Source organism: Pseudoxanthomonas kaohsiungensis (genome assembly GCF_010211765.1).
Taxonomy (GTDB): Bacteria; Pseudomonadota; Gammaproteobacteria; order Xanthomonadales; family Xanthomonadaceae; genus Pseudoxanthomonas; species Pseudoxanthomonas kaohsiungensis.
Genome location: NZ_PDWO01000007.1, coordinates 77,549 through 103,327, shown reverse-complemented (window position 1 = coordinate 103,327; position 25,779 = coordinate 77,549). Strand labels below are relative to the sequence as shown.

Here is a 25,779-nt window from a genome sequence, read left to right as displayed (position 1 = left end):
TCATGTCGCTCCTGCAGACCATCAAGCTGGAAAACAAGCCGGCCGGCGCCGGCACCATCAAGAACAGCACCTTCGGCCTGGTGCTGCAGGTCCTGACCGCTGAGATCGTGAAGGTCTTGGACAAGGAGAAGAAGGAGGTCGATTCGTTGAAGCTGACCGGCACCACGCTCAACGGTAACTCGCAGCTGCCCGAGGGCTCGCGGATCGTCGTGCACTTCCGTGACAACCTGGAATCGGCCATCAGCAACTTCAAGAAGGGCCAGGGCCGCACCGCCCTGGTCAACAAGTCCAACGCCGAGGGCTCGACCGTGACGCTGGAAGCCTGCTACCTGGCCAAGGAGCCGGAAGATGGCCTGCCGGTCGTCAACTCGCGCTGGGTGAACACGCTGACCGTGAAGGACGTCGCCGAGCACGCGAACCGTTCGTTCATTACCGACGCCTACGCCACCGCTCCCCGGATCAGTTTCGACGTTCCGAACCCGATCGGCGCCGAGCCGAAGAAGGTGACCTTCCCGGTCAATGCGAAGTCCATCGAGCTGGTGGTCGAGAACGAAGGTGTGCGCGGCAAGCAGGAGTTCTCCCGCGAATGGGCTGCCGGCAAGCTCGCGCAGCTGAAGGGAACGGACAACCTGAAGGTCACCATCGATCAGGTCTCGCCCGGCGAGGCGGTCAAGATCGACGGCCCGACCGCGTTCGCCGAGGCGATGACCAAGCAGCTGGGCGTAGGCACCCGCGCCCTGACCCTGCTGCGCGTCACCGACGGGGCGGAGGTGATCACCCGTGCGGTCTACGTGCCGTTCAAGAAGGTGGGCGAGGACTACGTGCCGGACGTCGCCAAGGCGCTCACCGAGCTGGGCGAGAAGAACATCTTCCGCAACGTCCCCAATGCGCAGCTGTGGGCCGCAGTGGAGAGCGGCGGCCTGACCTTGGAGGCCATTCCCGGCTACCGCCTGACCTACGCGGGCAACCCCCACAAGGATGACAACGCCGCCTTCAAGCTGGTCAACGACTTCAAGAAGGGCAACACCGCGCGCTACGACCTGATGTTCGGCGCCGACCCGGCGTCCTTCGCGAAGGTCCTGCTGCCGGGCATCGCCCGCAAGGATGGCGTGGACAGCTTCAGCCCGACCAACGTCATCAGCGACGAGCCGGGTACGTTCGCCCCGACCCAGCTGGCAACCAAGTTCATCGGCAAGCCGGCGGCACCGGCCGCCGCGAGCGAGGCCAGCCTGGACGATGTCGATCCGGAGCCGGATGCGGGGATCGAGGACCACGCCGAGAACGGCCCGCGCCCGTAAGCGTGGCGCGCACGTAAGACCCCGATGGCGGTGGCCGGTGACGGCGCCGCCATCATCTATTGACTGGAACCAAGGACGCCTCGCGCATGAATGCCGCCGCCCCCGCAAACGCCCTCGTCAAGTGGGTCTCCCTCAACGCGCAGACACCGGCGATTCGCCTGGTGGCATGCAAGAAGGCCTGGGGCGTGGTGCGGCTGGAGATTGCCGGCAGTCGCTACCTGACCGACAAGCAGTGCACCGAGCTGGCGAGGATCGGCTTCTACCAGCCAGCACGCGCGGCAGGCAGGTTGTTCGTGCGAAAGGACCTGAAGATCGGCCTGGCCGAGCTCCGGTCGGTCTTCCCGGATGCGGTCGAGGTGATGATGCCACGGGCTGACGCCACGCACGTTGCGCCGGCGCGCTCGCTGTCCGGTGAGATGGATGGGGTTGCGATCGCCGAGAAGCTGGCAGAGGTCACCGTCATCCCCGTCGGGCACAACAGCCATGGTGAGACGGTCTTCGAGAGCGACGAGGGACGCTACGTTCTCCGTGACGGGGGGCGGCCGCTCATTGAGGGCGACGACGCAGATCCGACGTTCCTGCGTGCCGAGTCGCCGGAAGATCTGGCGCGATGCGCCGATGGTTTCGTGCGCGACATCGAGGCAGGCCGGTTCATGAAGGGCGAGGACCTGCGCAAGTTTGCGTCCACCGTGACCGGAATCGCCCTGGACGAGATCGAGCAGTCGCCAAAGATGCGGCAGGTCCAGGAGGCGGTCGAAGCGGCTCTTGTGCGGGCGCTGCGGCGGCATGTGATCGGCGGACCGGACGATGCGCAGGAGGCTTTCAATACGGCCAAGAACCTGATGGAGCGTCAGCCCGCAATGGCGGCGCGCACGTCTACTTCGGTCATGCTCCAGCAGTATTCGAGCCCGCTGCCGATGGGCATCGCGGCACAGGTCATTCTGGGTGCGACCCAAGGCCGTTCAATCCTGGAACCCACGATCGGCAACGGCTCCCTGGTCAGCGCGTCGCATGGCGCGCATGTCGTCGGCGTGGACATGGACGCCGCCCGCCTGGCGCAGCTGGCGGTCGGCCGTCCCGACATCCTGCGGCACGAGGGCGACGCCACTTCGGTCGATTTCGTTCGCCTGAACGGGGGAGAGCATTTCGATGCGGTGATCTGCAATCCGCCGTTTGGCAAGCTCAGTTCTGCGATGAGCATCCAAGGGCTCAAGGTCAATCGCCTGGATCAGCTGATCCTCATGAAGTCCTTGGCTGCTCGCAAGGACGATGGGCTCGCGGTTTACATCATCGGGGCGGACAGCTACATCGATACCCGTGCCGGCAAGATCAGCGGCACCTCCCGCTACCTCTTCAACTGGCTGGCGGACAACTACCAAGTCGACGTGGTCGAGATCCCTGGCCGTCTGTACGCGAAGCAGGGCGCGACCTTCCCCGTTCGCATGGTCGTCGTCGGCCGTCGTGGCGAGGGAACCCAGGTGCCGGACGAGATCCCTGTCCTGCAGTCGGACGAGGAGCTTCTGGCCTGGGCAAAGCAGATGCGCGGCAAGTATGCCGCTCAGCTGCCGCTGCCTGAAGCTGCTGAGATCCTGGAGGCGGTGAGCCCCAGCGCGGGCGAGCCGCTGGCCGCTGCCGAGGAGGCGAGTGAGCTCGCGGTCAACGGCGCTGTGGAACTGGATCAGAACACCACCAAGGCTGACGAGAACAGCTATCAGAGCCCATATCCGGCCATGAGTCGCGTCGGAGAGCCAACCGCGATGATCCCGCGGAACATGCTGGTGCCCACGCAGCTGGCCTTGGCTGATGTGGTGGAGCAGCACGGTGACATCGACGAGTACGTTTCTTCGCAGCTCGACTGGTCGGTCGAGCAGATGGGGTCGTACCTGTCGCCCGAGCAAGTCGATGCCTTGGCGCTGGCCATGCACGCCGAACAGCGCAGCGGCGGTGCGCAAGGCTTCCTGATGGGTGACCAGACCGGCCAGGGCAAGGGTAGGTTCTTGGCGGCCATGGCCCGCTACCACGTGCTCCACAGCCGCCCGGTCGTGTTCCTCACCGAGACCCCGACGCTGTTTACGGATTTCTGGCGCGATATTCGCGCGATCGGCTCCGACGATCTGTTCCATCCCATGATCGTCAACGCTGGTGTGGGCATCTACGACGACGTGACGGGCAAGGAGCTTGTCAAGGCCACCCCGGCCTCCATCGTCAACAACGCCGTCGTGGCCGGGACCATCCCCGAGCAGTACAACCTGGTGCTGGGCACCTATTCGCAGTTCAGCCGCGATCGCAACGCTTCCGGACGCAACAAGTCGAACTGGATCACCCTGGCCACAAAGGGTTGCGGGCTCATTCTCGACGAGAGCCACAACGCAGCCGGCGAGTCGAACACCAACACGAACGCTTCGCTGGCCGTCGATTCGTGCTATGCCGTTGTGTACAGCTCGGCTACCTCGATCAAAGAGCCCAAGAACCTGTCCATCTACAGCCGCCTGTTCCCGCGAAGCGTGGCCATCAGCACGTTGCCCGAGACGCTTGCGGTAGGCGGCGAGGCACTGCAGGAAGTGCTTTCGAGCATGCTCGCCCGCGACGGCGTTTTCATCCGTCGCGAGCACGATCTGAGCAATCTGGACTTCAGGGTGGTCCTGGACACGCCCGAGCGGTTGGAGCGCAACCGCGAGATGTCGGACCACCTGGCGGAGGTCTTGGAGGCCATGAACTATCTCGCCGGCGACATCAACAAGATGGTCAGCGAGCGCAATGCAGAGATCCGCGAAGCCATCGAGAAGATGAGCGACGAGGAACGTAAGGGGAACCGCATGGGCGCGGTCTCCATCAACTACTTCTCCCGCCTGTTCAACATCTACCGCCAGTTCCTGCTGGCAGCGCAGACCGACCTTGCCGGGGACCAGGCGGTCGCAGCGCTGCAGGCGGGAAAGAAGCCGGTGTTCGTGCTCGAAAACACTATGGAAACGTTGCTGAACGAGGTGATCGCCGGCGCCGACGACGGCGAAGAAATGGACGTGGAAGCCCTGGCAGAACGCATCGCCAACGGCGACGTGGATGGGCTTGGCGAGGGCCTTACGTTCCGCGACGTGCTCTATCGGACGTTGGACAAGCTGAGCTACTTCGAGGAGAGCGACCGCTACGGCGAGCGCACGCGCAAGCCATTGCACTCGGACGGCGCGGTCGAATCCATTGCCCACATCCGGGCGCTAATCGATCGCATGCCTGCGTTGGCGGTCTCCCCCATCGACGTGCTGAGGAATCGGATCGAGACGGCCGGGTTCAAGTGCTCGGAGCTGACCGGCCGCAAGACCGGGCTGCGGATGCAGGATGGCCAGTGGGCTCCGTATGCACTACCCCAAATCGCCAAGGCGCAGGTCGTCCAAGGATTCAATGCCGGCGACGTCGACGCGGTCGTGCTTTCGCGGGCCGGTAGCACGGGCGTGAGCCTACACGCCGCCCCGCAGTTCCCGGACAAGCGTCAACGCGTGATGCTGGAAGTGCAGCTCGCGCTGGACGTCAACAAGCGGGTTCAGTTCCATGGCCGCGTGAATCGCCGCGGGCAGATATCCGATCCGGAGATCCAGACGTTCAGCACGGGTCTGCCGGGTCAGGCCCGCCCGATTGCGATGGCGAACGCGAAGCTGCGCAAGCTGTCGGCCAACACCACCTCGAACCAGGAGAACGCGTCGCTGGATGCGACGGTTCCGGACTTCCTGAATTCGGTCGGCGATTCGGTCGCTTTCCGCTACCTGGAGTCGCACCCGGACATCGCGCGACGCCTGGACATCGAGCTGGACGAGGAGGAGGGCCGCGAGCGTGAGGCGTCCTACTTCGTCAACAAGCTGACTTCCCGCCTGGTCATGTTGAGGGTCAGCGAGCAGGAGGAGATCTACGCCGCGCTGACGACAGAGTACAACCGGCTGATCGCGGAGATGGACGAGAAGGGGATCAATCCCCTGAAGTCGAAGGAAGTCGACCTACGAGCTCGTGAGGTTGGCTACGAAGTGTTCGAGGCAGGCGACCCGATCTCGCGAAGCTGCTTCAGCCAGCCCATCTTCATCCGCACACTGGAGATGGACGTGGTGTTGGAGCCGATGCGTGCGGACACCGTCCAGGCCATCATGGACGCGTCGCGCAGTGTCATCGCCGAAACCGCTCCCGTTGGCGCCAAGGACCCTGTGGCCGACATGCTCAGGAGGATAGAGGCGATCCTGGCGGATCAGCAGGAAGCTGCCGTCCTGCGCGCCAAGCCGGCGAAGTTCAAGACCGTCGACGATGCGCTTGCCCACAAGGATCCCAACGCCTGCACGAAGACCCGCGATCGATACGACTTTCTGCGGAAGACCCTGCTTGAAGTGGACATCGGCAAGCAGATTATCTTCACGGGGAATGACGAAGAGTCCGTGCACGGCGTGGTCGCGGCCATCGTCCTGCCGCAGACCGAGCGACAGCTGGAGCAGCTGAGCGCCTACGCGCTGCGGATTGCAGTTCCCGGACGCGAACACCTGGTGGAGCGGTCGCTGTACGCGTTGCGCGAGGATGCTCGATTCGAGTTCGCTTCTAGGTGGAGCGCCGACCCGGACTTCATGAAGCAATTCGATGCAGCGCCGGAAGGCAAGATGGTGGTGCGCCGCCACGTCCTGGACGGAAACCTCTTCGCTGCCGCGCAGCTCGCGGCACAGCGCCGCTTTGGCTCCTCGGTGGTCTACACCGACGAGGACGGGAAGCGGCATCGAGGTGTCCTGCTATCGAAGACCTTCAAGCCGGCCGACCTGGCTGAGCTCCCGCTGCGCATGGAAACGCCGCAGATGCTCGCGGCGGTTCTCGAACATGACCCGCAGGTCCGCCTGACCACGGCCACGGGCGAGGATGCGCGGTCTCAAGAAGACGTGATGATGTACCTGACCGGGAACATGGTGGTTATCCAGTGCCCGGGGACCATCGCACGAGGGGGGCACATTTTTGCCAATGAGGATCTGAAGCGTGTCGTGGGCGAGTTCGCCGGCAGTCGCACGAGTATGTCGGCCAAGTTTCCAACGGACCGACTGATCGAGGCTGCTGACCTGCTGAACCGGGCCGGCGTGCACCTATACGCGCCGGCGCGCTTGCGGTCGGTGGTAAACCAGATGCGCAGCGAGACGGGCGTTTACAATAACGAAAGTTATGTGCAACAATCGGGCGAACCCGAGAGGAAGAGGCTGACCGCATGAGGCCCGCCATCAGCGCAATCCAGCAGTTGTTTCAGGTCCTGCCTGCTGCAAGGGGGGCAGGGCCCGAAGCGCCGTACCTGCGGCTGCAGGCGGCGGAAGGTGCTGTTGTCGCTGACCTGGAGTATCGACCGCAGGAAGATGGATGGGGGGCGGTGCTGCAGATCGCCGTGGTGGATCGCTCCGGCGCCCCCGAGGGTAGCCCGCGGGCCGTGGTGGCTGGGGTGTTCTGTCTGGCAAGCGGGCAGCTTCTGCGTAGCGGTCAAACGGTTTCGCTGGCAGTGGCGCCGGAGGATCCGGCAGGCGCCCTATCCGAGCTGCTGGCCAGCATGGAAGGGCTGCAGGCGCACCCGAGCCCCACGGAACGGTGACGTGGGCGCTATCGCCTCATACCAGGGCGGACGTCTCTGCAGCAGACGCCGCAGGTCAGCGCTTCACTTTCGCCTTTTTTGCAGCCTTGCGCACCCGCGGCGTGTTCGCGGCATCTTCGCTGCCGCCGCCCTGGCGTGCCTGCGGGTAGTTGAATTCGCGCTTCATGTATGCGCGCCCCTGGGCCGCGGTAACGCGGTAGTCCAGGTTGCGAATGAAGCGATTGAGGATGTCGCGGATCGGTACCTTGGCCTCGACCATCTGGGCCAGCGCCGGGCGAACGCGATCCAGCTCAGCCGTCACGCGTTCCGGAGTTCCGGTGCGTTCCTTCAGGAGCGAATCGAGGATGGCCTGTTCGTTCGGCTTCAGACCGGCCTTGGACTTCTTCGCGCTACTGGACTGGGTCATGTTCGCTCGCTGTCGATGGTAGGTGTTCGTGTCAATTCTGTGACGAATCGACGTTCTGATCATATCAAAAAAGTCAACCAAAACGGGACCATGCCATGGCTGGGCTGAAGTACACCTACGTCGCTGAGAAGCCCAAGGCTGGCCGCGCGATCGCCGCTGAGCTGGCGCGGCTTTCCCCCATCACGGAGCAGGACAAGACCTACATAAGGGGTGCCGATTGGGCCGTCTGCTGGGCCCAGGGGCACATCTTCGAGCTTCACGAGCCTGAGCATTACCTGGAGAAACGCCATCCGAATGCACGGCGTGGGAACAACGGCAAGCTCGCTTGGGATCGGGCGCACCTCCCGCTGATTCCCAAAGAAAACGAGTTCGAGCTGAAGTGCACGAACCGGGAATACCTGCCGACGATCCGCAAGCTGGTCAGTGAGTGCGAGGTGGTGGTCCACGCCGGCGACCCCGATCGCGAAGGTCAGCTGGTGGTCGACGAGATCCTGCACCAGCTGAAAGTGCGCAAGCCGGTCAAGCGCTTCCTTTGCAGTGGCCAGGACGAGCTCAGCGTCCGCATGGCGCTGAAGGATCTGCGGGATAACCGGGAGTTCGAGGGAATGTCCAATGCCGCGAAGGCCCGTTCCTTCGCGGACTGGCTGGCTGGCATGAACATGAGTCGTGCGCTGACTCTGCGTGCCAAGGCATGTGGTTCCCAGGGCCTGGTCCCGTACGGCCGGGTTCAGACCGCCGTCCTTGGGCTGATCGTCCAGCGCGAGCTGGACATCCAGGGCTTCGTCCCGACCGACTACCTGAAGCCGAGCGCGACCTTCCAGGTCGCCGGTGGTCTCTTCAAGGCGCAGTGGCTGCCTGGTGCTGCGCAGGCCGGACTGGACGCTGAGCGCCGTTTGATCGACCCCGCCGTCGGTGCAGCGCTGCAACGAAAGGTCGCTGGGCAGCAGGGCTCTGTGGTCGAGTACACCGATGTCAAGAAGCTGCAGGGCGCACCGCTGCCGTTCTCCCTGGCACGGCTCCAGATGCTGGCTTCCAAGCGCTACGGCTACACGCCTGATGCTACGTTGGAGGGTGTGCAGGCCTTGTACGACGCTAAGCTCGTGTCCTATCCGCGTACTGGCTCCCAGAACCTGCCCATGGCGCTGCATTCCCTCGCCCCGCAGACGCTCGCCAATGCCGCCGAGGCACTGGGCCTGCCGAAACCGGCGGCGGATCTGATCGACCCGAGCCGGAAGTCGCCCGCTTGGAATGACGAAAAGGCCAAGGCCCACCACGGCATCATTCCGCTGACCACGAAGGCCGATCTCTCCAAGCTGTCGCCGCAGCAGCGGAACCTCTATCTGGAGATCTGCAAGCGGTACGTGGCCCAGTTCATGCCGCCGCGCGAGTACCGGGCTGTTTCCGCGGTGGTGCAAGTGCATGACGAGCGTTTCAAGGCCACCGGCAATACGACGCTCAAGCCCGGCTGGAAGGTCCTCTACGGTGACGAAGAGGGCGAGGAAGACGACGAGCGCATGCTGCCTGCCATGGGCAAGGACACGGCGGCGCTGTGCAAGGGACTCGACCTGGAGAAGAAGCGGACCGAACCGCCGAAGCGCTTCACCGATTCGACGCTCCTGGCCGCCATGCTGAACATCCATGAGTTCGTGAGCGATCCCAAGATCGTCGCCACGTTCAAGAAGATGCGCGCCAACTCGGCGAGCGATGAAGATGTCGGTGGCCTGGGCACCCCGGCGACTCGCCAGACCTTCGTGAAAAAGCTGGAAGGCTACGGGCTCATCCGAGCGGAGGCGCCTAAAGGCAAGGCGAAGGAAGCCACCTACTTCCCGGAACCCGGCGCAATGACGCTGATGAAGCAGCTGCCGAGCGATCTCGGAAAGCCCGACACCACCGCGGTGTGGGAGAGCGTGTTCGAGAGCATCGAGGCCGGGAAGACTACGGTGGGGGCGTTCCTGGTCGTCCAGGAAAACTGGATCAAGAAGACGCTTGATAACATCGACGCGGCCAACTTGGCGAACCTGAACATCGTGAAGCCGGCTGGTGGCGGCGGCGGTAGCCGTGGACGCGGCCGCAGCGCTTCCGGTGGCCGCCCGGGCAATTACGGGCGACGGGCCTCGTGATCGCCCGCTGCATGAGCAGCGTGAACCGCCCCGCCGGCAAGGACGGGGCGTCGATCTGGCCAGTGTTCCTGCCGGTGGTGCCTCTGGGCGCAGCACGCGGCGGCTACTTGGAGGCGCTGATGCGAACGAACCATCCGCTCGGCCATCCGCTGCTGATCCATTCGGCTGAGGCAGACGGCAGCATGTGGGAACTGGACGTCGCGATGCTCTCATGCGTGCGCGAGCTCATGGGCATGACAGACACCGGGCTAAAATTCGGGCTCAACGTGAGCGCCGTGACGGTGCAGGACAACCCCAAGCCCTGGCTGGCACACCTGAAGGGGCTTGGTGATAGCGGCGGACAGCGCCTGGTCGTGGAGTTGACCGAGACTGCTGTCCATCGGAACCCGAAAAGAACCCTCGCTTTCGTCGATGCGTGTCGCGACATCGGCGCTGCAATCGCAGTTGACGACTACGACGCCAACACCTTCGACGACGATCTGGTCTACCAAGTGGCTCCGGACTACATCAAGGTGGGTGACGCATGGGAGGCGGGCGATGTGAGTGCGATCGGAAATCGACTACGCAGTTCTCTCGATCGGATCGCGAATCTGGGCGTGAACGATGTCGTAGTGGAGTGGATCGACTCCGAGGCTCGCAAGACGCTTGCCGAAGCGTATGGTGTCCGCCACCTGCAGGGGACGTACATGGCGCCGCATTGCGATGTGGATGACGTGCTTTCTTCCTTCGGTTGGCGGAGGCCTGGACTGAGGATGGCAAATGCCTAGTTTGGGTGGGGTGCAGCGTGCTGTGTTGTGTGTTGGGTCGATAAGCGAGGAGAGCACGAGCGCGTTCGTCGCGCTTCCCGTCGGCAGCGAATCCGGCGCCGGCCGTTTCCTCCATATGGTCCCAGAACTGACTTTGTTCCGCACCAGTCTGATGGACGTTGGCGCCATCCGCGCTGCGCAGGCGGGGCTGCAGATCTCAGTCGGCGGGCGCACGTGGTCGACCGATCGCGGAGAGATCCGCATCCGTCGACTCTATCCCAATCGTGGCTATCTGGTAGCTGGAATTGGTGATCGAAAGCATGGAGTCGCGCTATCGCTGCCCATCGGAATGGATCACGTATCTGTGGTCTATCGGTGGGCGTTGCCGGAGTGGGGTGGCATGCGGAAGATCGAGCATCAACTTGATGTCGTGCTGGGGCAAGGCGGCGACGGTACCTCCTGGTACACGACGCAGGCTTCGTTTTGGTCTCGGCTGCCAAGTTCAGACATGTCCGTCAAGGTGACTCCACTGGAGCTTGGGCCAAGAACGCATCTTCGGCACTTGCGGTCGAGCTATGGCGAGGCACGGACGGTGTGCGTCTCGACCGAGGACGGAGTAGCGGTGGTTCGTGAGCAGATCTGCCTGCCGCCGCAGGCGTCGGATCGGGTCGCTCGATTGCGGCAATTTGAGTTCTGACGTCGTAAGTGGGGAGTTTGGAGGGCAGGTCAGAATGTAGGTGGGCGTCGGATCCAGTGCCGCTGTGCTGTGTGTTGGTCCGAGAGTCGAGAACCACGAACGGCAGTGTTTGGCCACCGGATTTGGGGTGGTGAGTTGGCAGATCGGGATGTAGGTGGCTGAAAGCGCGGTCGTTGGACGCCCAAGGAGTCGGGGCACGTGGGCGGGAGGTCAGGCGAGCGAGGCGGTCGTGCTCGAACATGTCCAGACCCGATAGCGAGGGCAGAGATGCGTCGTCCAACCGGTGGAGTTGCGTTCTCTAGGTCCGACCCTCGTATCGGCGGCGAATGGGCTAGACGGTGGCATGGCTGGGTGTGCGATATCAGCCGGGGCAGGTTGGCCGCCGGAAGCGCCCCTAATTTTGGGGGCGGTGGGACCAGGTTGGTTGGCAGCCTGGGTTGTTGGCGGTCCAGAGCGTGCTGCTGTTGCACGCTGCAGGTCCAAATGCGTGAGGGATGTGGATGACCAGTTCGGTGAGTGCGGCGACGGTAATGGCGGCTCTGTCGGCAGATTCAAGCCTGGTGCGGGTGACGTCATCCAAACTTGGTGCGCGATGGCACCTGGCGCCCTCAAACGTGGGGGTTCCGGCCGCGATCGGTGAGCGTGTCGCCGAAAGCGAGGAGGTCTGCTGTCTGGATGGGCCGGTTGGCCGCATGGTCTGGGTGTATGTGCTGGCGAGCCGCCGCGAAGCGGCGGAGCAGGCGAGGAGGGTGGCCACGGAAGCCAGGGGGTCGCGCGGCGTGGATCCGCTCGACGACGGCTCCGAGGGGTGCGGCGACCCAAACTGCGGATGCGCCACCCGGCGAGGGCCGTACCTGGCCTCGATCAGGACCCGCCGGTCCAAGGCGGGTTCCGCCGGGTAGCGTCTACATACTCTAACGAAAGTGAAGTATGATCGCGTAGTCCAAGAGGGCCACGCCGATGAGCAAAGTTACCCGCATGCACCCCGTGTCGTCGGGCCAAGCCTCGACCGAGGCGGCCAACGAAACCTCGCCGTCCGAATCGGTCGTTGATGCTGTTGCCGCCGGGCCGGCCCAGCCTCAGGTGCCGGGTTTCCTGGCCGCGCTGCAGGCGTCCGCCACCTCCGGTAGTGATGACCTGGAGGATCCGGAGGAAGGCTTCGGCCCGCCGGACGTGGGCAGTCCCGACGCGGAGGGGCATGCACCGGAAGTCGCTGCGGTCGAACCCGTCCCGGCGAAGCCTGAGCTGTCGCAGATCGAGCAGCAGACCGCAGCGATGCTGGCGCTGTTGGAAAGCCAGCTGCTGCGGATTGACATCGCTGGTATCGCGCGGCGCGATCCCGAGGCGTTGGACCACTGGGACCAGGTGAGGACGGATGCCGCCAGCGTGGATCGCGTCGCTGATGGAGTCGAGGCACTGGCAGCGAAGCATCTGACCCCGAAGCTGGCCGCGGAACTGGCCGCCGGGCTCTCGATGGCTGCTGACCATCGCCAGAAGCAGCACAAGGAATCCCTGGCCGGACAGCTGGACCGCGACCCGCGGCAGCTGGCCGGACACGGCGGCAATGGAAGCGCGATCGGCAGTGCCATCGACGCAGTGGTGCGCTCGCCGCTCACGCTGCTCAGCGCGGGCGGCGCCATGTTCAAGGCGGGAATGCAGGCGGCTGGCGGTGCCATGGACCGCCGGCGCAAGACTGCATTCGACGTTCTCGGCGGCCAAGTGAAAAGCGTGGCCGCCGATATCGAATCGGACGCGCAGTGGCTGCGTGCCCACGGTCTGGAGCAGGTCGTCACCGAGATGAAGGCCAGTGGCCTGGCGCCCAGTGAGGCGGTGGGCCAAATGCATCGTGGCGGCAAACTGGAGCGCCTGGGCCTGGAGCTCAAGGGGCTGATGGCAGAGCCGGACGTCATCGAGCGCATGGAGCGTCTGTCCTCGAACGTGAGCAAGTTCGGCGTCAAGGCCGAGCGCTATGCCAAGGCGGGCCCGGCCGCGGATCGCGACAGCAACGAGCTGCTCGGGCCGCAGCTGGAAAAGCTCGAAGGTGCCCTGGAGGGCCTGCCGGCGGTCGACGCCGAGGGCAACTTCAGCCTGATGTCCAAGAAGCTCAGTGATGTGGCCGAGAAGATCCGCGAGCTGGTCGAGCGGATGGTCAACAAGATCATGCCGGGGCGCTGAAGATGACGGCCTTGGACGAGCTTGAGCAGTACGTGGGAGCGCGGCAGCAGCAACTGACGAGCGAAGAACTCGAAGCACCCGACCCGCTGCTGGTGTCCAAAGTGTTGGCAGCCATGGCAGACCTTGGTGTGGATGAGGATGCTCTGGACGAGCTCGTCCACGAGGCAGTGATGGAAGAGGGCATGGAAGCCCTGAACCTTCTGCAGGATGCAGGCGCGCAGCAAGACGAGCTCGATAGCCGCGAACGGGCCGCTGCCACGCTCAACAACGAGGGTCGCGAGTCCCAGGTGCGTGCACTGGCGGCGATCTACGGCAACGAAGGCCTGCTGCGATCGCTGCGAGAGATCTTGGCCCCCGCCACCCCTCGTCCGTAGCGGCATGGCGGACCTGTTCGTCATCGAAGCGCCGGGAAAACTGAGGGCGTTCAACAACGCCCTCAGGGCGCTGGGGCATGCCGGCGAGGTCATCGCAACGATGGGCCACGTGCTGGACAACCCCAAGACGCTACGTCCACTACAGGTCGAGGTGTTGCCTGATGGCAACGTGCGGGAGCTGGCAAGACACCCGCTTCGCAAGAACGTGATGCGACGCCTGCAGGGCGCCATCAGCCGTGCCACACGCGTTGTAGTGGCGACCGACACCGACCAGGAGGGCGACGTCATCGCGCAGGACGTGGCGGATCTGGTGCGCTCGACGAACCCCGCTGCGGGCGTTGTACGGCTGCAGTCGGCCGGCATCGATCCTGCTTCGCTGGCCGCGGCCCTGCCGCAAGCTGGCGAACTCGATCCGCATGCCGCAACCGCGGGCACAGCGCGCCGCATCGCAGATCGCATGCTGGCCCACGCGTACAGCGATTTCGACCGAGGGATCTACGTCGGTCGCGTGCAGACCGCAGTCTTGTCGCTGGTGGCCCAAGGCGCGGTGTCCAGGCGCGTGGCTACCATTCCGCTTCCCGCCGCCGACGGCAGCACGCCCTTCGTGCTGAGCGTCGACGTGCCCACGCGGATCTCGGACGACGAGCTCCGGGAGCTTCCTGAGCAAGTGGGCGGCATCGAGTCTGCCGGGAGCGTGCAGACGTGCGCGGCGCTGCCCCTGAACGGGCCCGATGCACTGCTGGCCATGGAGGCGGAACTGGGCCTGACGATCGAGGGCGCCGCGGATCTCCTGCAGCAGCTGTACGAGGCAGGGGAAATCAGCTATCCGCGAACCGAATCCAGGGCGTTCACCGACTATGGTGGTCAGGTCGTGGCGCGGCTGGCCAGCGCACGTGGGCTGCTGGCGTTCCGACGGGAACACCTGCCGATGGCAGGTCAGCTGCGCGGCGCGCACGAGGCCATCAGGCCTACCGGCACAGACGTGAACCTCATCAAGCCGCTGGGCTTGCGGGCGACCGTCGCGGAGGCGGCTCTGGCGCTGATCGGGCGCCGCGCGGTGGCTTCCGGTGTGCCGGTGGTGGCCGAGTACGGCCAGCTCGGCCAGCTGCCAGCGTGGGCGCGCCGCGGCTCTCTGCGGCGCGTGGTGGGCGGCCAGGCGCTGCCTTGGACGCCGAGCCGGGTGGCAGAGTTCCGAATACAGACCTTGTCGCCGGAGGCGGCCTTGGTAGCCGCCATGAGCAGCCGTGGCATCGGCCGGCCCAGCACTATTGCCGGCCACGCTTGCCGCTTGGTGCGACGGGGCCTGGTTGACGAGCAGATGCAGCTCACCGGTGCTGGCGCGCGGGCGCTGGCGGTGGCGCCCCCGTCGCTGCAGGATCCGGGAGGATGTGCTGCCTTCGAGGCGGCGGTCATCGAGCAGACGGGCGTGCGTGATGCTGTATCCGCTGCGCTGATGGCGCTGGGCGCGGGTGAGCTGCTGGGCCCAGGCCCGGTGCGAGGAAGGCCCGTTGCCAGCGGGATGATGAAACTGCTTGGTGGCCGCCCACCGGTGGCCACCGCAGCGGTACCGGGACCGGCGATGGCTTCGGCTGCGGTCGGCGGCGCCGGCGATCCAGGATCCGACGATGTTCCGAGCATTCGACCCGATGACGACCTTCTCGATGAAGAAAATGCCCCCTCGCTTCGCCTACGCATGTGAGCGCGTGAGCGCGCATTGGCGGCACCCGTGGTTGCTGGCGGGCGCCGCAGCGGTCCTGATGGCCGCGGTCGCGGCGTGGTTCGCGCTGGACCGCTCCCGGGTGCTTAGTCCCCGGGAGGTGGAGGGTCTGAAGAGCTGGTCCACGGCGACACAGTCGCCGGAGGTGCTGGCCATGTTCGAGCAACTGCTGGCCGATGGCCGGATTACGGTGCGCGAGAGCCAGCACCTGGCCGAAGTCGCCAAGGCCGCTGCTATCCCGCCGGGCTTGTACGAGCCGGTCGATCTGGACTGATCAGGGTCCGGGGCAGGGCGCGAGGACGCGAAGAAACTCGTCGGGCAAGTCGCAGTTTTCTGGCGCCTCCACGAAGAGCGGGGCGACTTGCTCTGGGCTGAAGCCGGCCAGTCCGCAGCCGACGGGGGTGACCTGGAAGCGCAGCTCCGGGTGGGCCCTGGCATAGGCAATGAAGGTCGCAACGTGCCTGGCAACCTCTTCGAGCTGGAGGGAAGCCCAGGGGGTGTCCTTTGTCGGCAGGGCGTAGGACTGACCGTGGTGGCCTTCCCCTCGGCCGCGGAGCGCTCCTCGGTGCCGTTGGGCGAAGAGCGCCGCCCCCGCACCGTGAATCCCAAGTCGATTCGACCCGAAGACGAATACCCGATCTTCCATGGAGCAAGCCTCGTGGCTGGAGTGTGTTCCGGCGTATTGAATCGGCGCCGCTATCTGCTACTATGGTTATAGGATCCGACTACACCACGGTTACTGCAAGCGCCATGAAGGGCAACTACGACCGCTACGAAGCCACCATGATTGCCATGGCCGGAGAGGAGGGCTGGGAGTTCTTCGATGGCCAGGAGCAGGTGGCTCCGGAACTGGTGTTCAACCAGGCGACGTACGGCGCGGCAGTCCTGAAAATTGCCGAACTGGATATCGCCGACCGTGGGATCGACGCGCAACTCGGCTTGTCGTTCATACCCAACGAGGAGTCGTTGATGGGCATGTCGGTCGAATTCGACGACGAGCCGCAGAAGCAGGCGAGCATCAAAGCGATGATCTGGCGCCTGGCGCTGTCCACGCATGTGATCCGCTCGCTTCCCCGCTTGGGCCGTGGCTACGACCTCAGCGTGCTGTACGCGGCATTCAATCAGACGCCGCGCCTGGAGAACGTTTGATGTCTCGTGTCCGCAGGCTCGTCGCCAATGACGCAGCACAGCACGGCGCTGGGCAGGTCGACGAAGTGGCCATGAGCACTGCGGAGTTCCTGTCCTCAGACGACCCGCTGTCCCTGCTGGGACTGGGCGACGACGATGACGGGTCCACCGAGACGGAGGCGCCGACGACCCAGGACAACGAATCGACCGAAGATGCGGCCTTGGATGACGCCGCGCCCGCGATCGATGGGGATGCTGGCTATGACGGCGCCCCCTCGCATGGGGTCGACGAAGCGTCACACGAAGCCGACGGCTCCGACGCGGCTGAGGACTCGACGCCAGTGCCCGCCCCGGTGCGCCTGGATGCCGAGCGCGCCGAGGTGCTGGACATTGTAGCCAGCCTGGTGCCGGTGCTGCGAGCGGTGCAGGTGTTCCCGGGGCCAGGCGCCTCGATCGATCAGTCGATCAAGTGCATCCGGATGCTGTCGCAGGATTCCGTCCGGATAGCGGATCAGCTTGCCCGGGAGTCTGATCCCAAGGAGATCGACTTGGGCTGGCGCCGCCGCCGCGCTGGCGTGCTGACCGCAGAGATCGTCGCCGATCACTGGATCAGCACCGTCATCAAGAATCAAGGCGTGGCTTCCGAGGATATGTGGCCATCCGAAGGGATCGGCCGCCTGACCGCTGCATTCCTGGCATCTGTAGAGACCGCGCGTGAGATGCCCGCCGTGTCCGGCGGCGAGGTCGACATATACGCCGCTGCGTTGGCTCTCGCACCCGTGCTGGTAGATCTGCAGCGCATGGCATGGCATCTGGCGGCCAATCAGCCGGATGTCGTCGTGGACGTGGATTCCGCGGCGCTGGCCCTCGCCACCACGGTCTGCGAGGAAGTTGCAACCGGCGTGGAGCGCCTTTTGCCATTCATGCCCGTGGGCTCGTCTGCGGTACAGCTGTCGAGCGAGCTCATGGCCAGGAGCGCACAGCTGGTGCAGTCCGCGCTGGCCGAAGCGCGTGGCGAGTTCTATTCCGAGCTCAAGGCCGTCGAGCACGACATGGCGGCCTATGAGCGAATCGTCGCCATCCAGCTGCAGGGCGGCCTCCCTGTAGCCGCCACCTGCGAGAAGGTGCGCACGATGATGCGGCGCCTCGTCGGCATGAGCGTCTACGCCTGCCAATCCATCTCCGGTGGCAATGCATGAACGAAGAACAGAAAGCGCCTGGGCTGGTGTCGCGCGTCACGCGCAGGACGGCGAAGGCAGGCAAGGGTGCTGCCAAGTGGTGGATGTACTCCACCGTCGGCGATGTTCCTGCAGAGATCGAACACCGAAAGCGCACGTTTGCGTGGCTGAAGCGTCTGATCGCCCGCGGTAATCGTGGGCGGGTAGAGTCGTTCGAGCAGGCGATGAAGCGGCTGGGTGTCAGCGCTGCCGAGCTGCAGCAGCGCATTGCGCAGGTGGAGCGCATGTTCTACGTCTACGCGATCGTTGGGGTCGCCGGGCTCGCGTCGCTTCTGCTGTCCCCGTTCGTCAACAACGCGCTGTCGCAGTTCTTCATGTCCGCCGGCGTGATCGGTGTATGCGGTGCCAAGGCTGTCGTGTGTCGCTTCCGGATTTACCAGATGCGCGAGCGGAAATTCGTGGCGTTCGGCGACTGGCTCCTCGGGAGGGCCTGATGGATCTGACCGCGGCCGACGTCGTCCAGGAGCAAGCCGCCTGCATCCAGCAAGCGGCACAGGCCTACGGCGTCGACCAGAATCACGTCGTGCACGAGCTTCAGCTGCGCACAGGCGCCCGCAGGCAGATCGTGCGGGCGCAGGACGGCAACTACGAAGTCGGCGCGATGAGGATCCCCAGCATCGCCATGCCGGCCCTGGCGCAGTACGGCATCACTGCCGAGCAGCTGGTCGAGAACGAATGCCTCAACATTCAAGTCGGCACCTACATGCTGCGCCTTCGCGAGCTGGACCAGGCGCGGGCTAGTGTCGTGACAATGGCTGCCCGACGCGGCAAAACGACGCCGCGCAGCGACTGCGTTCGTGCCGCGTCCGCGCGCTACCAGGTGCCCGAGCAGGTCATCTGGGCGTACCTGCGGACGGAAGGCGGCACCGTGGGGCAGTACCGCACCAACAAGAACGGCACCATCGACATGGGGCCGATGCAGGTGAACAGCGTCCACCTGACCGGCGCGCCCTTCCGGTTCGAGCGATACGGCATCACCCGCGAGCGCCTGATCAACGACGAGTGCCTGAACATCCACGTCGGAACCTACGTGGCGGCCTACCAGATCGCACGGGCCCCTGATTTCTGGACTGGCGTGGGCAACTACCACTCAGCGACGCCGGCCAAGCGCGAGCGTTACATGTCGCGATTCCTTACACACATGCGCGCAGTCGCCAAGGATGTCGGTCGATGAAAGGTCGGGACACGCCCACGAAGGACACCGACGCGCTGCCGTGGGGAGCGATTGCTGGCGTGCTGCTGGTGGTGATGATGTGGTTCATCTTCCATGAGCCGATCGCTCGCGGGGTCATGTGGATCCGCTGGGCAGAGGCGCATCTGCTCATCCTTGATCCGGAGGGCAAGGCGATGCTGGCGCAGTGGCTCGGGACTGTATCGCCTCCCGATGCCACCCTGATGCAGCTGATCGAATCAGGTGCGGTGGCGGGGTACTCCCTGCGCTGGTTCAGTTTGGCGTTTCTTGCCGCGCTGTTCGGGTGGATCTATCTGAAGGCGCCCTCGCGCAACACGCGAATGAGCCGGAAGTACACCATGAAGTCGCTGGCCATGCAGGAAGGCCAAACATACCCGACCCTGCAACCGGTCCTCGGTCTGGGGCTGGAGAATGTGCCGCTCGATGATCCGGTCAACGGCATGCGCCAGGAGCCGCGCTTCTACGCGCGACGCCACGGGCTGGTGCTGCCGCGCTGGACGGCACCGGCAGACGTCCCGAACACGGCAATGGTTCTGGCGGATGGCCGGTTCTTCCTGTCGGACCGCGCCAAGTCGATTTTCGGCAGCCAGCTGGGCAGGCCCTGGCAGGGGCCAGCGGAGCTGAAGCCGTTCGAGCGAACCCTGTTCGCGGCATTCATCGCCCAGATCAACCACGACGACAAGCTCGCGCAGGAGATCATCAATGGGGTGGCCGTGGCGTGGAACGACGCCATGGCGAAGCGCGACCCTTCGTTGCTGACCACCCCGCGTGTGGAGAGCACGATCGAGAAGTACGCCGATAGCCCAGCTGTCGTGGCGCTGGTGCGCCAGCACTACCATGTGCGCTGCGTGCTGCGCCGGCTTCTCTCTGCCGCTCGCGAGAACGGAAAGCTGCCGCCGGCATGGTTTCGCTGGCTGAAGATGGCGGACCGCACGACCTGGTACGTGCTCAACGATCTTGGCCTGAACGTGGCCAGTGTCGAAGCTGCCGGCGTGCACGCCCACTACCTGGCCGAGTGCATGGCCAAGACCGCAATCCCCACGCCCATGGTGCAGCCGGCAATCGACGGAACCGTGGAAGCGCTGAACACCCTTGAAGACGATCAGGAGCTTTGATATGGCGAACAACGAGCAGTCCGTGTTCGAGGGCCCGGCGCTGAGCGCGCAGGCGCGCGATCGAGCTGTCGAGCTCATTGGTACCGAAGAAGCGAGGCTGCGCCTGGCTGCGGGCCCGTGGAGTCGCAATGCGGCGATGGTCTTGCGTGCGGTCGGCCAGCTGGTGTTGGAACGCGCTCCCGGATTCACGGGATGCAGCAGTTTCGCCGAGTGGTTCGCGCCGGCACGTTTCGAGGTGCTGGCCCGGTGGCACCGCGAAGACACGACCGCGTCCAACCGATGCTCACCCTACTGCGGTCGGGTGGCGGATGACGTGCTGATGCAGTTGGCGGGCGACATCGACCCGGCGTTCAACCCGGAGGCGCGTGCGGTGATGGAGAAGCAGTTTGCCGCGGTGTCCACGCTGCTTGCGCCGCTGGCGGCCCAGCTGGACACGGAGCTGCTCAGCGCTCCGGCCGCGCCGGCCGACGAGGGTGCGATCGAGCGTGCGATGCTGGAGCTCGACGAACTGGTGGGGCGTGTTCGCAAGACGCCGCGTGAACGCGTGCGTCTGCTGGCTGCGAGGTTTCGCGGCCTGGTGGCGGTGGTCGGCGAGGGGTTGCGGCCGCCAGCGCTGCGTGCCGCGGCTGTGCGCCTGGGCGGCGGCGCCTGTTCGGTCGCTCGCGCGCAGATTGCCGGCATCCGCTCGGAACTGTCGCGGTCACTTCGCCCGCCGGTGCGGATCGAGGTCCTGAAGGATTTCGGCGTTTCGCTGCGGCGTGCCAGTCGGTATGGCGGCGACGTGACCTTGGTGCCGATCCGCAACTCCAGCGGCAATCAAACGCTCGGCACATCGGTGACCGGGAGCGTTCCCGGCGGGTACGGGGTGCGGATCCATACGGATGGTTCGCTCCTTCCCAACGGACGGACGGCTGAAGGCCAGCGTTGGGTGCTCTGGGAGATGGGCGGCTTGCAGGATGCCGAAACCGCTCGCCACGTGGCCAAGCGGATCGAGGACGCGATGATCCGTTCGGTCGGCGGTGGTCGCAGTCCATGGCCTGTCCTGGTGGGTGCCGGCGTGGCCGGCCTCATCGTCATGGGCGTGCTGGTCGCCGGACCGGGACCGCGGCCTTCCCGCGAGGAAGGCCCCGTGGCGGCTGCGCCGGCGAGCTCGACGGCGGACGCGGCGCTGGCTGCGCTGTTCAGTAAGGACGCCGTAGGAGGGGGCGTGGATCCGCAGGTGATGGCGCAGATCCTGGCCGGCGCCGGCGTTGAGGCGCCGTCGGATGGCCAGGCCGACCCGTGGATGGCTCAGGTGCTGGCCAGCGCAGCCCAGGCCTCGCAGGAGACCCGTGCGCAGGCCGGTGTCCCAGGCGTGCCGCTGGAAGATCCGGCGATGAAGGACTTCGGCCTGGGCATGGCTCCGGCCGGCTGCGATCCGGCCCTACGCTTCAAGGTCGCCGAGTAACACCATGTCCAAAGGGCCCATCCAAGGCGTTCGTCAGCATCAGGAGATCCGCCGCACGCGGCTGCTGCGCGATACGCGCCGCCTGTCCGAGCAGGCGGTGGACCTGCTCAGTGCGGAGCTTGCGATTCCGGTGGTGGGCTTGCTGATGTGCGGCGGCGTGGTCGCCATGCCCGCCTTGTTCGACATCATGCCGCTGCTGGCTGTCGCATACGCGTACATCGTGTTCTCCCGCAAGGAGGACATTCCGTTCCGCAAGCGCAAGGGCCTGGGCGAGCTCGATTCGCGCGACTTGCACCCGGGCACGGGCAAGCCGCAGATGGCCCGTGGCATCGGCTTCATCGGCAACCGAGCGGAGGACAACGCGGAGATCTGGGCGGCCAACGAGGACATGCGCACGCATATCTTCGTGCTCGGCTCGACCGGCGCAGGTAAGACTGAAGGCCTGACGTCGATGGCCTTCAATGCCATCACCTGGTGCTCCGGCTTCACCTACACCGACGGCAAGGGCGACGTGTCGCTGTGGGGGAAGATCTTCGCGATGGTGCGGCAGTACGGTCGCGAGGATGACCTGCTGGTCATCAACTACATGACCGGCAATGCGGACACCAAGAAGAAGCGCGCCGACAAGCTCTCCAACACCTACAACCCCTTTGCGGTCGGCAACGCCGAAAGCCTCATCCAGCTGCTCGTGAGCCTGATGGATGCTTCGGATGGCAAGGGCGACATGTGGAAGGGCCGTGCGATCAGCTTCATCTCGTCCGTACTGCCTGCACTGGTGGATCTGCGCGACCAGGATCGCCTGATGCTGCACATCGGTGCGATCCGCGAGTTCCTGCCATTCCCGAAGTTCAACGAGCTGATGCAGGACCCGTACATCAGTGAGAAGTCGCGCACGATGATGCAGGCGTTCCTGTACGACGTGCCCGGCTACAAGAAGGAGAAGGGCGACCAGCAGGCGGGCACGTTCCTGGAGCAGTTCGGCTACCAGCAGATGCAGTTCACCCGCATCCTGTCGTCGCTGGCGGACACCTACGGGCATATCTACTACACCCCGCAGGGCGAGGTGAACTTCCGGGACGTGGTGACAAATAACCGCATCCTGCTGGTGCTGCTACCGGCGCTGGAGAAGTCGCGGCCGGAACTGTCCAACCTGGGCAAGATCATCGTGGCGGCGATGAAGGGCATGATGGGTGGCGAGCTGGGCAGCAAGCTCGAAGGCTCGCGCCGCGAGCTGCTTGACTCGCGTGCCACCAACTCGCCCACACCCTACATCGCGATCTTCGACGAGATGGGCTATTACATGCCCGAAGATGCTGCGCTGATGTGGGCCCAGGCACGTTCGCTGGGGTTCTGCCTGGTGGCCGCAGGCCAGGATCTCCAGGCGTTCTATCGCACCTCGAAAGAGGAGACGCTGGCGATCGTCTCCAACTCCAACATCAAGATCTTCGGCAAGCTGGAAGATCCCAACGAGACGTTCGATCTGTTCGTCAAGCGCGCCGGCGAAGCCTGGGTGTCGGAAGTCGGCGGGTACGAGATGAGCGATGGCTACATGGGCAACTACCGCCCTGACACCAACGCCAAGCACACGCGGGTCAGCCGCGTGGACCTGCAGGACATGGTCAATCAGATCGAAGGCGAGGTGCACATCCTCGTCAAGTCCGACATCATCCGCGCCCGCATGTTCTATGCGGTGCCGGAAAAGGCGAAGAATTTTCGGCTCAACCACTTCATCAAGGTGTTGCCGCAGCCGGAGTCGGAGATCCGCAAGCTGCTGGTGGACACCGTCCGCATCCAAGAGGGGCTGTTGAAGTACCCGCTTGATGGGCAGATCGTGCCGCCCGACGCCGCGCTGCGGGCCTTGGAAATCGCCGCCGGCGCGGCGCAGACGCGGAAGTACACCGAGGCGTTCCAGGGCGCGGAGGCCGGCGTGTGCATGTTCCTGGCAGGGCAGCGCGGTCTGACCGAGCCGGTGGATGCCGGTGGCGATGGCGGATCGGGCGGCGGCTATGCGCACACCCCCGAGGCCAACGTCGAGCACAGCGCGTCTGCTTCGGCGGAGCTGGCGGCCCCCGGACAGCCCGACAACGCGGACACCATCTTCGACGGTGCCGCCTTGGAGAGCTATTCGGTGTTCGGCCCTGAAGCAGCCGCTGCAGCAGCAACGGTGGTCTCCGCGGAGGATGCGCTGTTCGCTCAGGCGGCCGAGGCGCTGGTGTTCAACGCGGCCGGCGCGGCCGACACGGCTCCCGCCCTGCAGTTCCTGAACAAGGCGGAGACCGCCAGCGCGCTGGCCGGCGTGGCCGAGGCTCTGGGCGCGTCGGCGAGCGAGGCGCGAGCGGTTGCCAAGGAGATCGTGGAGCAGGCCACTTCGGCCACCCGCTACCCATCGCCGCCCAAGCCGGTGCGCTCGCAGGAGGCGGTGGATGCCATGGACGAGGCGCTGGCCGACCTGGCGCGCAACATCGAAGAAGCGACGGGGAGCCAGTAATGGCCGATACGCCCGGCCACGCCCTGTTGCTCAAGCGCCGGCAGTTCCTGGTCGCCGGCATTGGCGCCGGCCTGACGGCGCTGGCCGCCGGCGGAACCCAGGCCAATCCGCTCTCCAAGCGCACGGGCTTGGCGCTGCCGACCCACTATGCTGATGCGGCTCAGGCCGAGGCGTTCTGGGCGCAGCCGCGGGTGGTAAACCTGACGCGGGCGGCCACGGGGGAGCACCGCCGCGTGTGCTTCTGGCGCGACGGTGCCGTCGTTCCGGGTGGCTATCGAGAAGTCTGTCACGTGTTGCGCGACGTGCGCGGCCAGCAGGCCACAGCAATGGATCTGCGCCTGCTCAACATGCTCTTCGGCATGCAGTCATGGCTCTACGCCGTTCATGGATTCGACGAGCCGTACCTGGTGACGAGCGGCTATCGCAGCGAGCATACCAATGCCAACACCGAGGGTGCGGCGAAAAATTCCCTACACGTCAAGGGCATGGCCGTGGATGGGCGCTATGCCAATCTTCCGGCGGAGTTCGTTGGCAAGTTTCTTGCAAGCTACCGCGCCGGCGGAGTTGGCTTCTACCTCGATCGACGCAATTTCATCCACACCGACGTGGGCAAGGTCCGCTTCTGGAGTACGAAATGAGATCACTGAAGGCCACCAAATTAGTTGTGCTGCTGCTGTCCACCGCTGCCGTGGTCGGCTTGGCCGGCTGCGGCCGTGACAGTGCAGGGCCGGGCGCTGAGGCGACCGGCACTACCGTCGTGACGGCGCCGGCCCCACCCGATTCGACGGATCAGCCCGAGGGCGCGGTTGCGCCGACGGCCGCAGAGAGGTTTCTGCTGGAGCAGGGCTCCACGATCACCACCGCCTTCACATCCGAGTCGGGACTGAAGGCCATCGTGGCCGAGCGGGGGACCGAACAGCGCCTCTTCTACGTGACCGCGGATGGGGGTTACCTGATCAGCGGCACGGTCTACGATGCCAAGGGCGGCAACGTCACCAATAACGACCTGGCACGCGCGGCGATTCCGGCAGACAGCGGCCGCCACGTGATCGACGCAGAGATGGCGGCGATCTGGGAACAGGCAGGCGGCCTGGACTACGTCGCTGAGGGTGCCGCCGAGGATCCGGAGAAGATCGTCTATGTGATCTTCGACCCGCAGTGCCCGTATTGCCACCAGCTTTGGGGGATGATCCGGCCGGTGGCTGCTGCTGGGCGGATTCAAGTTCGTTGGATCCCGGTCGCTATCCTGTCGGAGTCTTCAAAGAACCTTGCTGCTGCCATATATCAAGCCAAGGACGCAAGCAGGGCGCTCACGGAAATGGGCGGTGGAACCTTGACCGGCGTCAAGGTAACGGAAAAAACCGCGGCCGAACTGGAACGCAATCTGCAGTTGCTCCAGGCGTCCGGGTACACTGGCGTCCCGACCATCCTCTACATGGACGATGGCCGGCCGAGGGGTATCATGTCGGTGCCGGGCGAAGAGCAGTTCAATCGGATTTTCAGGTAACGGCGGGTTGGGACTTCGCAGGGCGAGGGCTCACCCGGGAACAGGGGCGGACCAGTATGGACAGCAATTCCGGAAATACCACGGCAGCGCAAGCGCTCTACGAGAGTGTGTCTTCGCGGCGGATACCTGTGGAGCTGATCACGGCGGCGATCGACGAAGCCTGTGATTCGCAGCGGCTGAAGGGCGACCGCGATGAAATCGCGGATCGGCTGGAAGACGAAGACCACGCCGCGGTGCTGCATAAGGACGTTTCCGACGTTGTCGTACTGATGACCGGTGCGCTGGAAGCCAGCTCCCACGTGGTTTACCGCGACATGGTGATGCACGCCGAGCGGCAGATCTCCTTCATGCCGGTCGACGACATCAGCGCGACCTTGCGTTCGGTCATGGCACGCAATATGGCCGATGCGGCGCTCGACGACCTGGAAGACGCGGGCAGGCGCAAGGAAGCCATCGCCAATCTGCGCTTTGGCCTGCGCGTCCTGGGCGACCAGGGTCCGTTCCACGAAGGCGAAGATCTGCCGAACGTCGCGACGGCATAGATCGA

Annotated in this window: 22 protein-coding genes; 20 read left to right on the top strand and 2 right to left on the bottom strand. The window is 65.1% G+C overall.

All coding sequences use genetic code 11. From position 1 onward, the window contains the following. Window positions 1-2 precede the first annotated feature (2 nt). The 3 genes from CSC66_RS09335 to CSC66_RS09325 all read left to right on the top strand — a co-directional run bounded on the left by CSC66_RS09335 (window position 3) and on the right by CSC66_RS09325 (window position 6,882). Window positions 3-1,298, top strand: a complete 1,296-nt coding sequence (locus CSC66_RS09335) for a hypothetical protein (protein ID WP_162377135.1) — start codon at window positions 3-5, stop codon at window positions 1,296-1,298. An 86-nt stretch (window positions 1,299-1,384) separates the two neighbouring features. Next, window positions 1,385-6,514 carry a strawberry notch C-terminal domain-containing protein gene (locus tag CSC66_RS09330; protein ID WP_162377134.1) on the top strand — a complete coding sequence of 1,710 codons (5,130 nt, stop codon included), beginning with the start codon at window positions 1,385-1,387 and terminating at the stop codon, window positions 6,512-6,514. Next, window positions 6,511-6,882: a hypothetical protein gene (locus CSC66_RS09325; protein WP_162377133.1), complete on the top strand. Its 372-nt coding sequence runs from the start codon at window positions 6,511-6,513 to the stop codon at window positions 6,880-6,882. The genes CSC66_RS09330 and CSC66_RS09325 overlap by 4 nt, the downstream gene beginning before the upstream one ends. A 55-nt stretch (window positions 6,883-6,937) precedes the next feature. Here CSC66_RS09325 and CSC66_RS09320 read toward each other — a convergent pair whose 3' ends face one another. Continuing rightward, window positions 6,938-7,288, bottom strand: coding sequence for a hypothetical protein (locus tag CSC66_RS09320; RefSeq protein WP_162377132.1), 351 nt, complete (start codon window positions 7,286-7,288; stop codon window positions 6,938-6,940). A 95-nt stretch (window positions 7,289-7,383) separates the two neighbouring features. Here CSC66_RS09320 and CSC66_RS09315 point away from each other — a divergent pair, with 95 nt between their 5' ends. From CSC66_RS09315 to CSC66_RS09285, 7 genes are all read left to right on the top strand, one after another. Beyond that, window positions 7,384-9,408 (top strand): DNA topoisomerase, encoded by a 2,025-nt coding sequence (locus tag CSC66_RS09315; protein ID WP_162377131.1) that lies wholly within the window; start codon window positions 7,384-7,386, stop codon window positions 9,406-9,408. An 11-nt stretch (window positions 9,409-9,419) separates the two neighbouring features. Further along, window positions 9,420-10,175 (top strand): EAL domain-containing protein, encoded by a 756-nt coding sequence (locus CSC66_RS09310; RefSeq protein ID WP_162377130.1) that lies wholly within the window; start codon window positions 9,420-9,422, stop codon window positions 10,173-10,175. Beyond that, window positions 10,168-10,851 carry a hypothetical protein gene (locus tag CSC66_RS09305; protein ID WP_162377129.1) on the top strand — a complete coding sequence of 228 codons (684 nt, stop codon included), beginning with the start codon at window positions 10,168-10,170 and terminating at the stop codon, window positions 10,849-10,851. Before CSC66_RS09310 ends, CSC66_RS09305 begins: the two co-directional genes overlap by 8 nt. A gap of 960 nt (window positions 10,852-11,811) precedes the next feature. Then, the gene (locus tag CSC66_RS09300) at window positions 11,812-13,026 is read left to right on the top strand and encodes a hypothetical protein (protein WP_162377128.1); all 1,215 of its coding nucleotides are present in this window, start codon (window positions 11,812-11,814) and stop codon (window positions 13,024-13,026) included. Window positions 13,027-13,037: 11 nt separating this feature from the next. After that, window positions 13,038-13,400 (top strand): hypothetical protein, encoded by a 363-nt coding sequence (locus CSC66_RS09295; protein WP_162377127.1) that lies wholly within the window; start codon window positions 13,038-13,040, stop codon window positions 13,398-13,400. Window positions 13,401-13,404: 4 nt separating this feature from the next. Next, complete coding sequence (locus tag CSC66_RS09290) at window positions 13,405-15,099, top strand: DNA topoisomerase (protein ID WP_162377126.1); 1,695 nt, start codon at window positions 13,405-13,407, stop codon at window positions 15,097-15,099. Window positions 15,100-15,103: 4 nt separating this feature from the next. Continuing rightward, window positions 15,104-15,391: a hypothetical protein gene (locus CSC66_RS09285; RefSeq protein ID WP_162377125.1), complete on the top strand. Its 288-nt coding sequence runs from the start codon at window positions 15,104-15,106 to the stop codon at window positions 15,389-15,391. Here CSC66_RS09285 and CSC66_RS17810 read toward each other — a convergent pair whose 3' ends face one another. Continuing rightward, window positions 15,392-15,763: an A1S_2505 family phage non-structural protein gene (locus CSC66_RS17810; protein ID WP_425501055.1), complete on the bottom strand. Its 372-nt coding sequence runs from the start codon at window positions 15,761-15,763 to the stop codon at window positions 15,392-15,394. Window positions 15,764-15,867: 104 nt separating this feature from the next. Here CSC66_RS17810 and CSC66_RS09280 point away from each other — a divergent pair, with 104 nt between their 5' ends. The 10 genes from CSC66_RS09280 to CSC66_RS09235 all read left to right on the top strand — a co-directional run bounded on the left by CSC66_RS09280 (window position 15,868) and on the right by CSC66_RS09235 (window position 25,774). Next, window positions 15,868-16,266 (top strand): hypothetical protein, encoded by a 399-nt coding sequence (locus tag CSC66_RS09280; protein WP_162377124.1) that lies wholly within the window; start codon window positions 15,868-15,870, stop codon window positions 16,264-16,266. A gap of 71 nt (window positions 16,267-16,337) precedes the next feature. After that, window positions 16,338-17,444 (top strand): hypothetical protein, encoded by a 1,107-nt coding sequence (locus CSC66_RS09275; protein WP_162377123.1) that lies wholly within the window; start codon window positions 16,338-16,340, stop codon window positions 17,442-17,444. After that, window positions 17,441-17,917 (top strand): hypothetical protein, encoded by a 477-nt coding sequence (locus CSC66_RS09270; RefSeq protein ID WP_162377122.1) that lies wholly within the window; start codon window positions 17,441-17,443, stop codon window positions 17,915-17,917. The genes CSC66_RS09275 and CSC66_RS09270 overlap by 4 nt, the downstream gene beginning before the upstream one ends. Next, a complete protein-coding gene (locus CSC66_RS09265) occupies window positions 17,917-18,657 on the top strand; it encodes a lysozyme family protein (RefSeq protein ID WP_162377121.1) in 741 nt (246 codons plus the stop codon). Before CSC66_RS09270 ends, CSC66_RS09265 begins: the two co-directional genes overlap by 1 nt. Then, on the top strand, window positions 18,654-19,790 hold the full coding sequence (locus tag CSC66_RS09260) for a secretion/conjugation apparatus DotM-related subunit (protein ID WP_162377120.1): 1,137 nt from the start codon (window positions 18,654-18,656) through the stop codon (window positions 19,788-19,790). Before CSC66_RS09265 ends, CSC66_RS09260 begins: the two co-directional genes overlap by 4 nt. 1 nt (window position 19,791) lies before the next feature. Further along, window positions 19,792-21,237, top strand: a complete 1,446-nt coding sequence (locus CSC66_RS09255; protein ID WP_162377119.1) for a hypothetical protein — start codon at window positions 19,792-19,794, stop codon at window positions 21,235-21,237. 4 nt (window positions 21,238-21,241) lie between these two features. After that, window positions 21,242-23,725, top strand: coding sequence for a type IV secretory system conjugative DNA transfer family protein (locus tag CSC66_RS09250; protein ID WP_162377118.1), 2,484 nt, complete (start codon window positions 21,242-21,244; stop codon window positions 23,723-23,725). Then, window positions 23,725-24,363 carry a YcbK family protein gene (locus CSC66_RS09245; RefSeq protein WP_162377117.1) on the top strand — a complete coding sequence of 213 codons (639 nt, stop codon included), beginning with the start codon at window positions 23,725-23,727 and terminating at the stop codon, window positions 24,361-24,363. The genes CSC66_RS09250 and CSC66_RS09245 overlap by 1 nt, the downstream gene beginning before the upstream one ends. Further along, window positions 24,360-25,232, top strand: coding sequence for a thiol:disulfide interchange protein DsbG (gene dsbG / locus CSC66_RS09240; RefSeq protein WP_162377116.1), 873 nt, complete (start codon window positions 24,360-24,362; stop codon window positions 25,230-25,232). The genes CSC66_RS09245 and dsbG overlap by 4 nt, the downstream gene beginning before the upstream one ends. Window positions 25,233-25,288: 56 nt before the next feature. Then, a complete protein-coding gene (locus CSC66_RS09235; protein ID WP_162377115.1) occupies window positions 25,289-25,774 on the top strand; it encodes a hypothetical protein in 486 nt (161 codons plus the stop codon). Window positions 25,775-25,779 lie beyond the last annotated feature (5 nt).

Coding starts and splice junctions, on each gene's coding strand:
- CSC66_RS09300 (WP_162377128.1), top strand. CDS start 11,812: ATGAGCAAAGTTACCCGCATGCACCCCGTGTCGTCGGGCCAAGCCTCG.
- CSC66_RS17810 (WP_425501055.1), bottom strand. CDS start 15,763: ATGGAAGATCGGGTATTCGTCTTCGGGTCGAATCGACTTGGGATTCAC.
- CSC66_RS09305 (WP_162377129.1), top strand. CDS start 10,168: ATGCCTAGTTTGGGTGGGGTGCAGCGTGCTGTGTTGTGTGTTGGGTCG.
- CSC66_RS09330 (WP_162377134.1), top strand. CDS start 1,385: ATGAATGCCGCCGCCCCCGCAAACGCCCTCGTCAAGTGGGTCTCCCTC.
- CSC66_RS09280 (WP_162377124.1), top strand. CDS start 15,868: ATGAAGGGCAACTACGACCGCTACGAAGCCACCATGATTGCCATGGCC.
- CSC66_RS09265 (WP_162377121.1), top strand. CDS start 17,917: ATGGATCTGACCGCGGCCGACGTCGTCCAGGAGCAAGCCGCCTGCATC.
- CSC66_RS09270 (WP_162377122.1), top strand. CDS start 17,441: ATGAACGAAGAACAGAAAGCGCCTGGGCTGGTGTCGCGCGTCACGCGC.
- CSC66_RS09310 (WP_162377130.1), top strand. CDS start 9,420: ATGAGCAGCGTGAACCGCCCCGCCGGCAAGGACGGGGCGTCGATCTGG.
- CSC66_RS09320 (WP_162377132.1), bottom strand. CDS start 7,288: ATGACCCAGTCCAGTAGCGCGAAGAAGTCCAAGGCCGGTCTGAAGCCG.
- CSC66_RS09260 (WP_162377120.1), top strand. CDS start 18,654: ATGAAAGGTCGGGACACGCCCACGAAGGACACCGACGCGCTGCCGTGG.
- dsbG (WP_162377116.1), top strand. CDS start 24,360: ATGAGATCACTGAAGGCCACCAAATTAGTTGTGCTGCTGCTGTCCACC.
- CSC66_RS09235 (WP_162377115.1), top strand. CDS start 25,289: ATGGACAGCAATTCCGGAAATACCACGGCAGCGCAAGCGCTCTACGAG.
- CSC66_RS09315 (WP_162377131.1), top strand. CDS start 7,384: ATGGCTGGGCTGAAGTACACCTACGTCGCTGAGAAGCCCAAGGCTGGC.
- CSC66_RS09335 (WP_162377135.1), top strand. CDS start 3: ATGTCGCTCCTGCAGACCATCAAGCTGGAAAACAAGCCGGCCGGCGCC.
- CSC66_RS09250 (WP_162377118.1), top strand. CDS start 21,242: ATGTCCAAAGGGCCCATCCAAGGCGTTCGTCAGCATCAGGAGATCCGC.
- CSC66_RS09275 (WP_162377123.1), top strand. CDS start 16,338: ATGAGCACTGCGGAGTTCCTGTCCTCAGACGACCCGCTGTCCCTGCTG.
- CSC66_RS09245 (WP_162377117.1), top strand. CDS start 23,725: ATGGCCGATACGCCCGGCCACGCCCTGTTGCTCAAGCGCCGGCAGTTC.
- CSC66_RS09325 (WP_162377133.1), top strand. CDS start 6,511: ATGAGGCCCGCCATCAGCGCAATCCAGCAGTTGTTTCAGGTCCTGCCT.
- CSC66_RS09290 (WP_162377126.1), top strand. CDS start 13,405: ATGGCGGACCTGTTCGTCATCGAAGCGCCGGGAAAACTGAGGGCGTTC.
- CSC66_RS09255 (WP_162377119.1), top strand. CDS start 19,792: ATGGCGAACAACGAGCAGTCCGTGTTCGAGGGCCCGGCGCTGAGCGCG.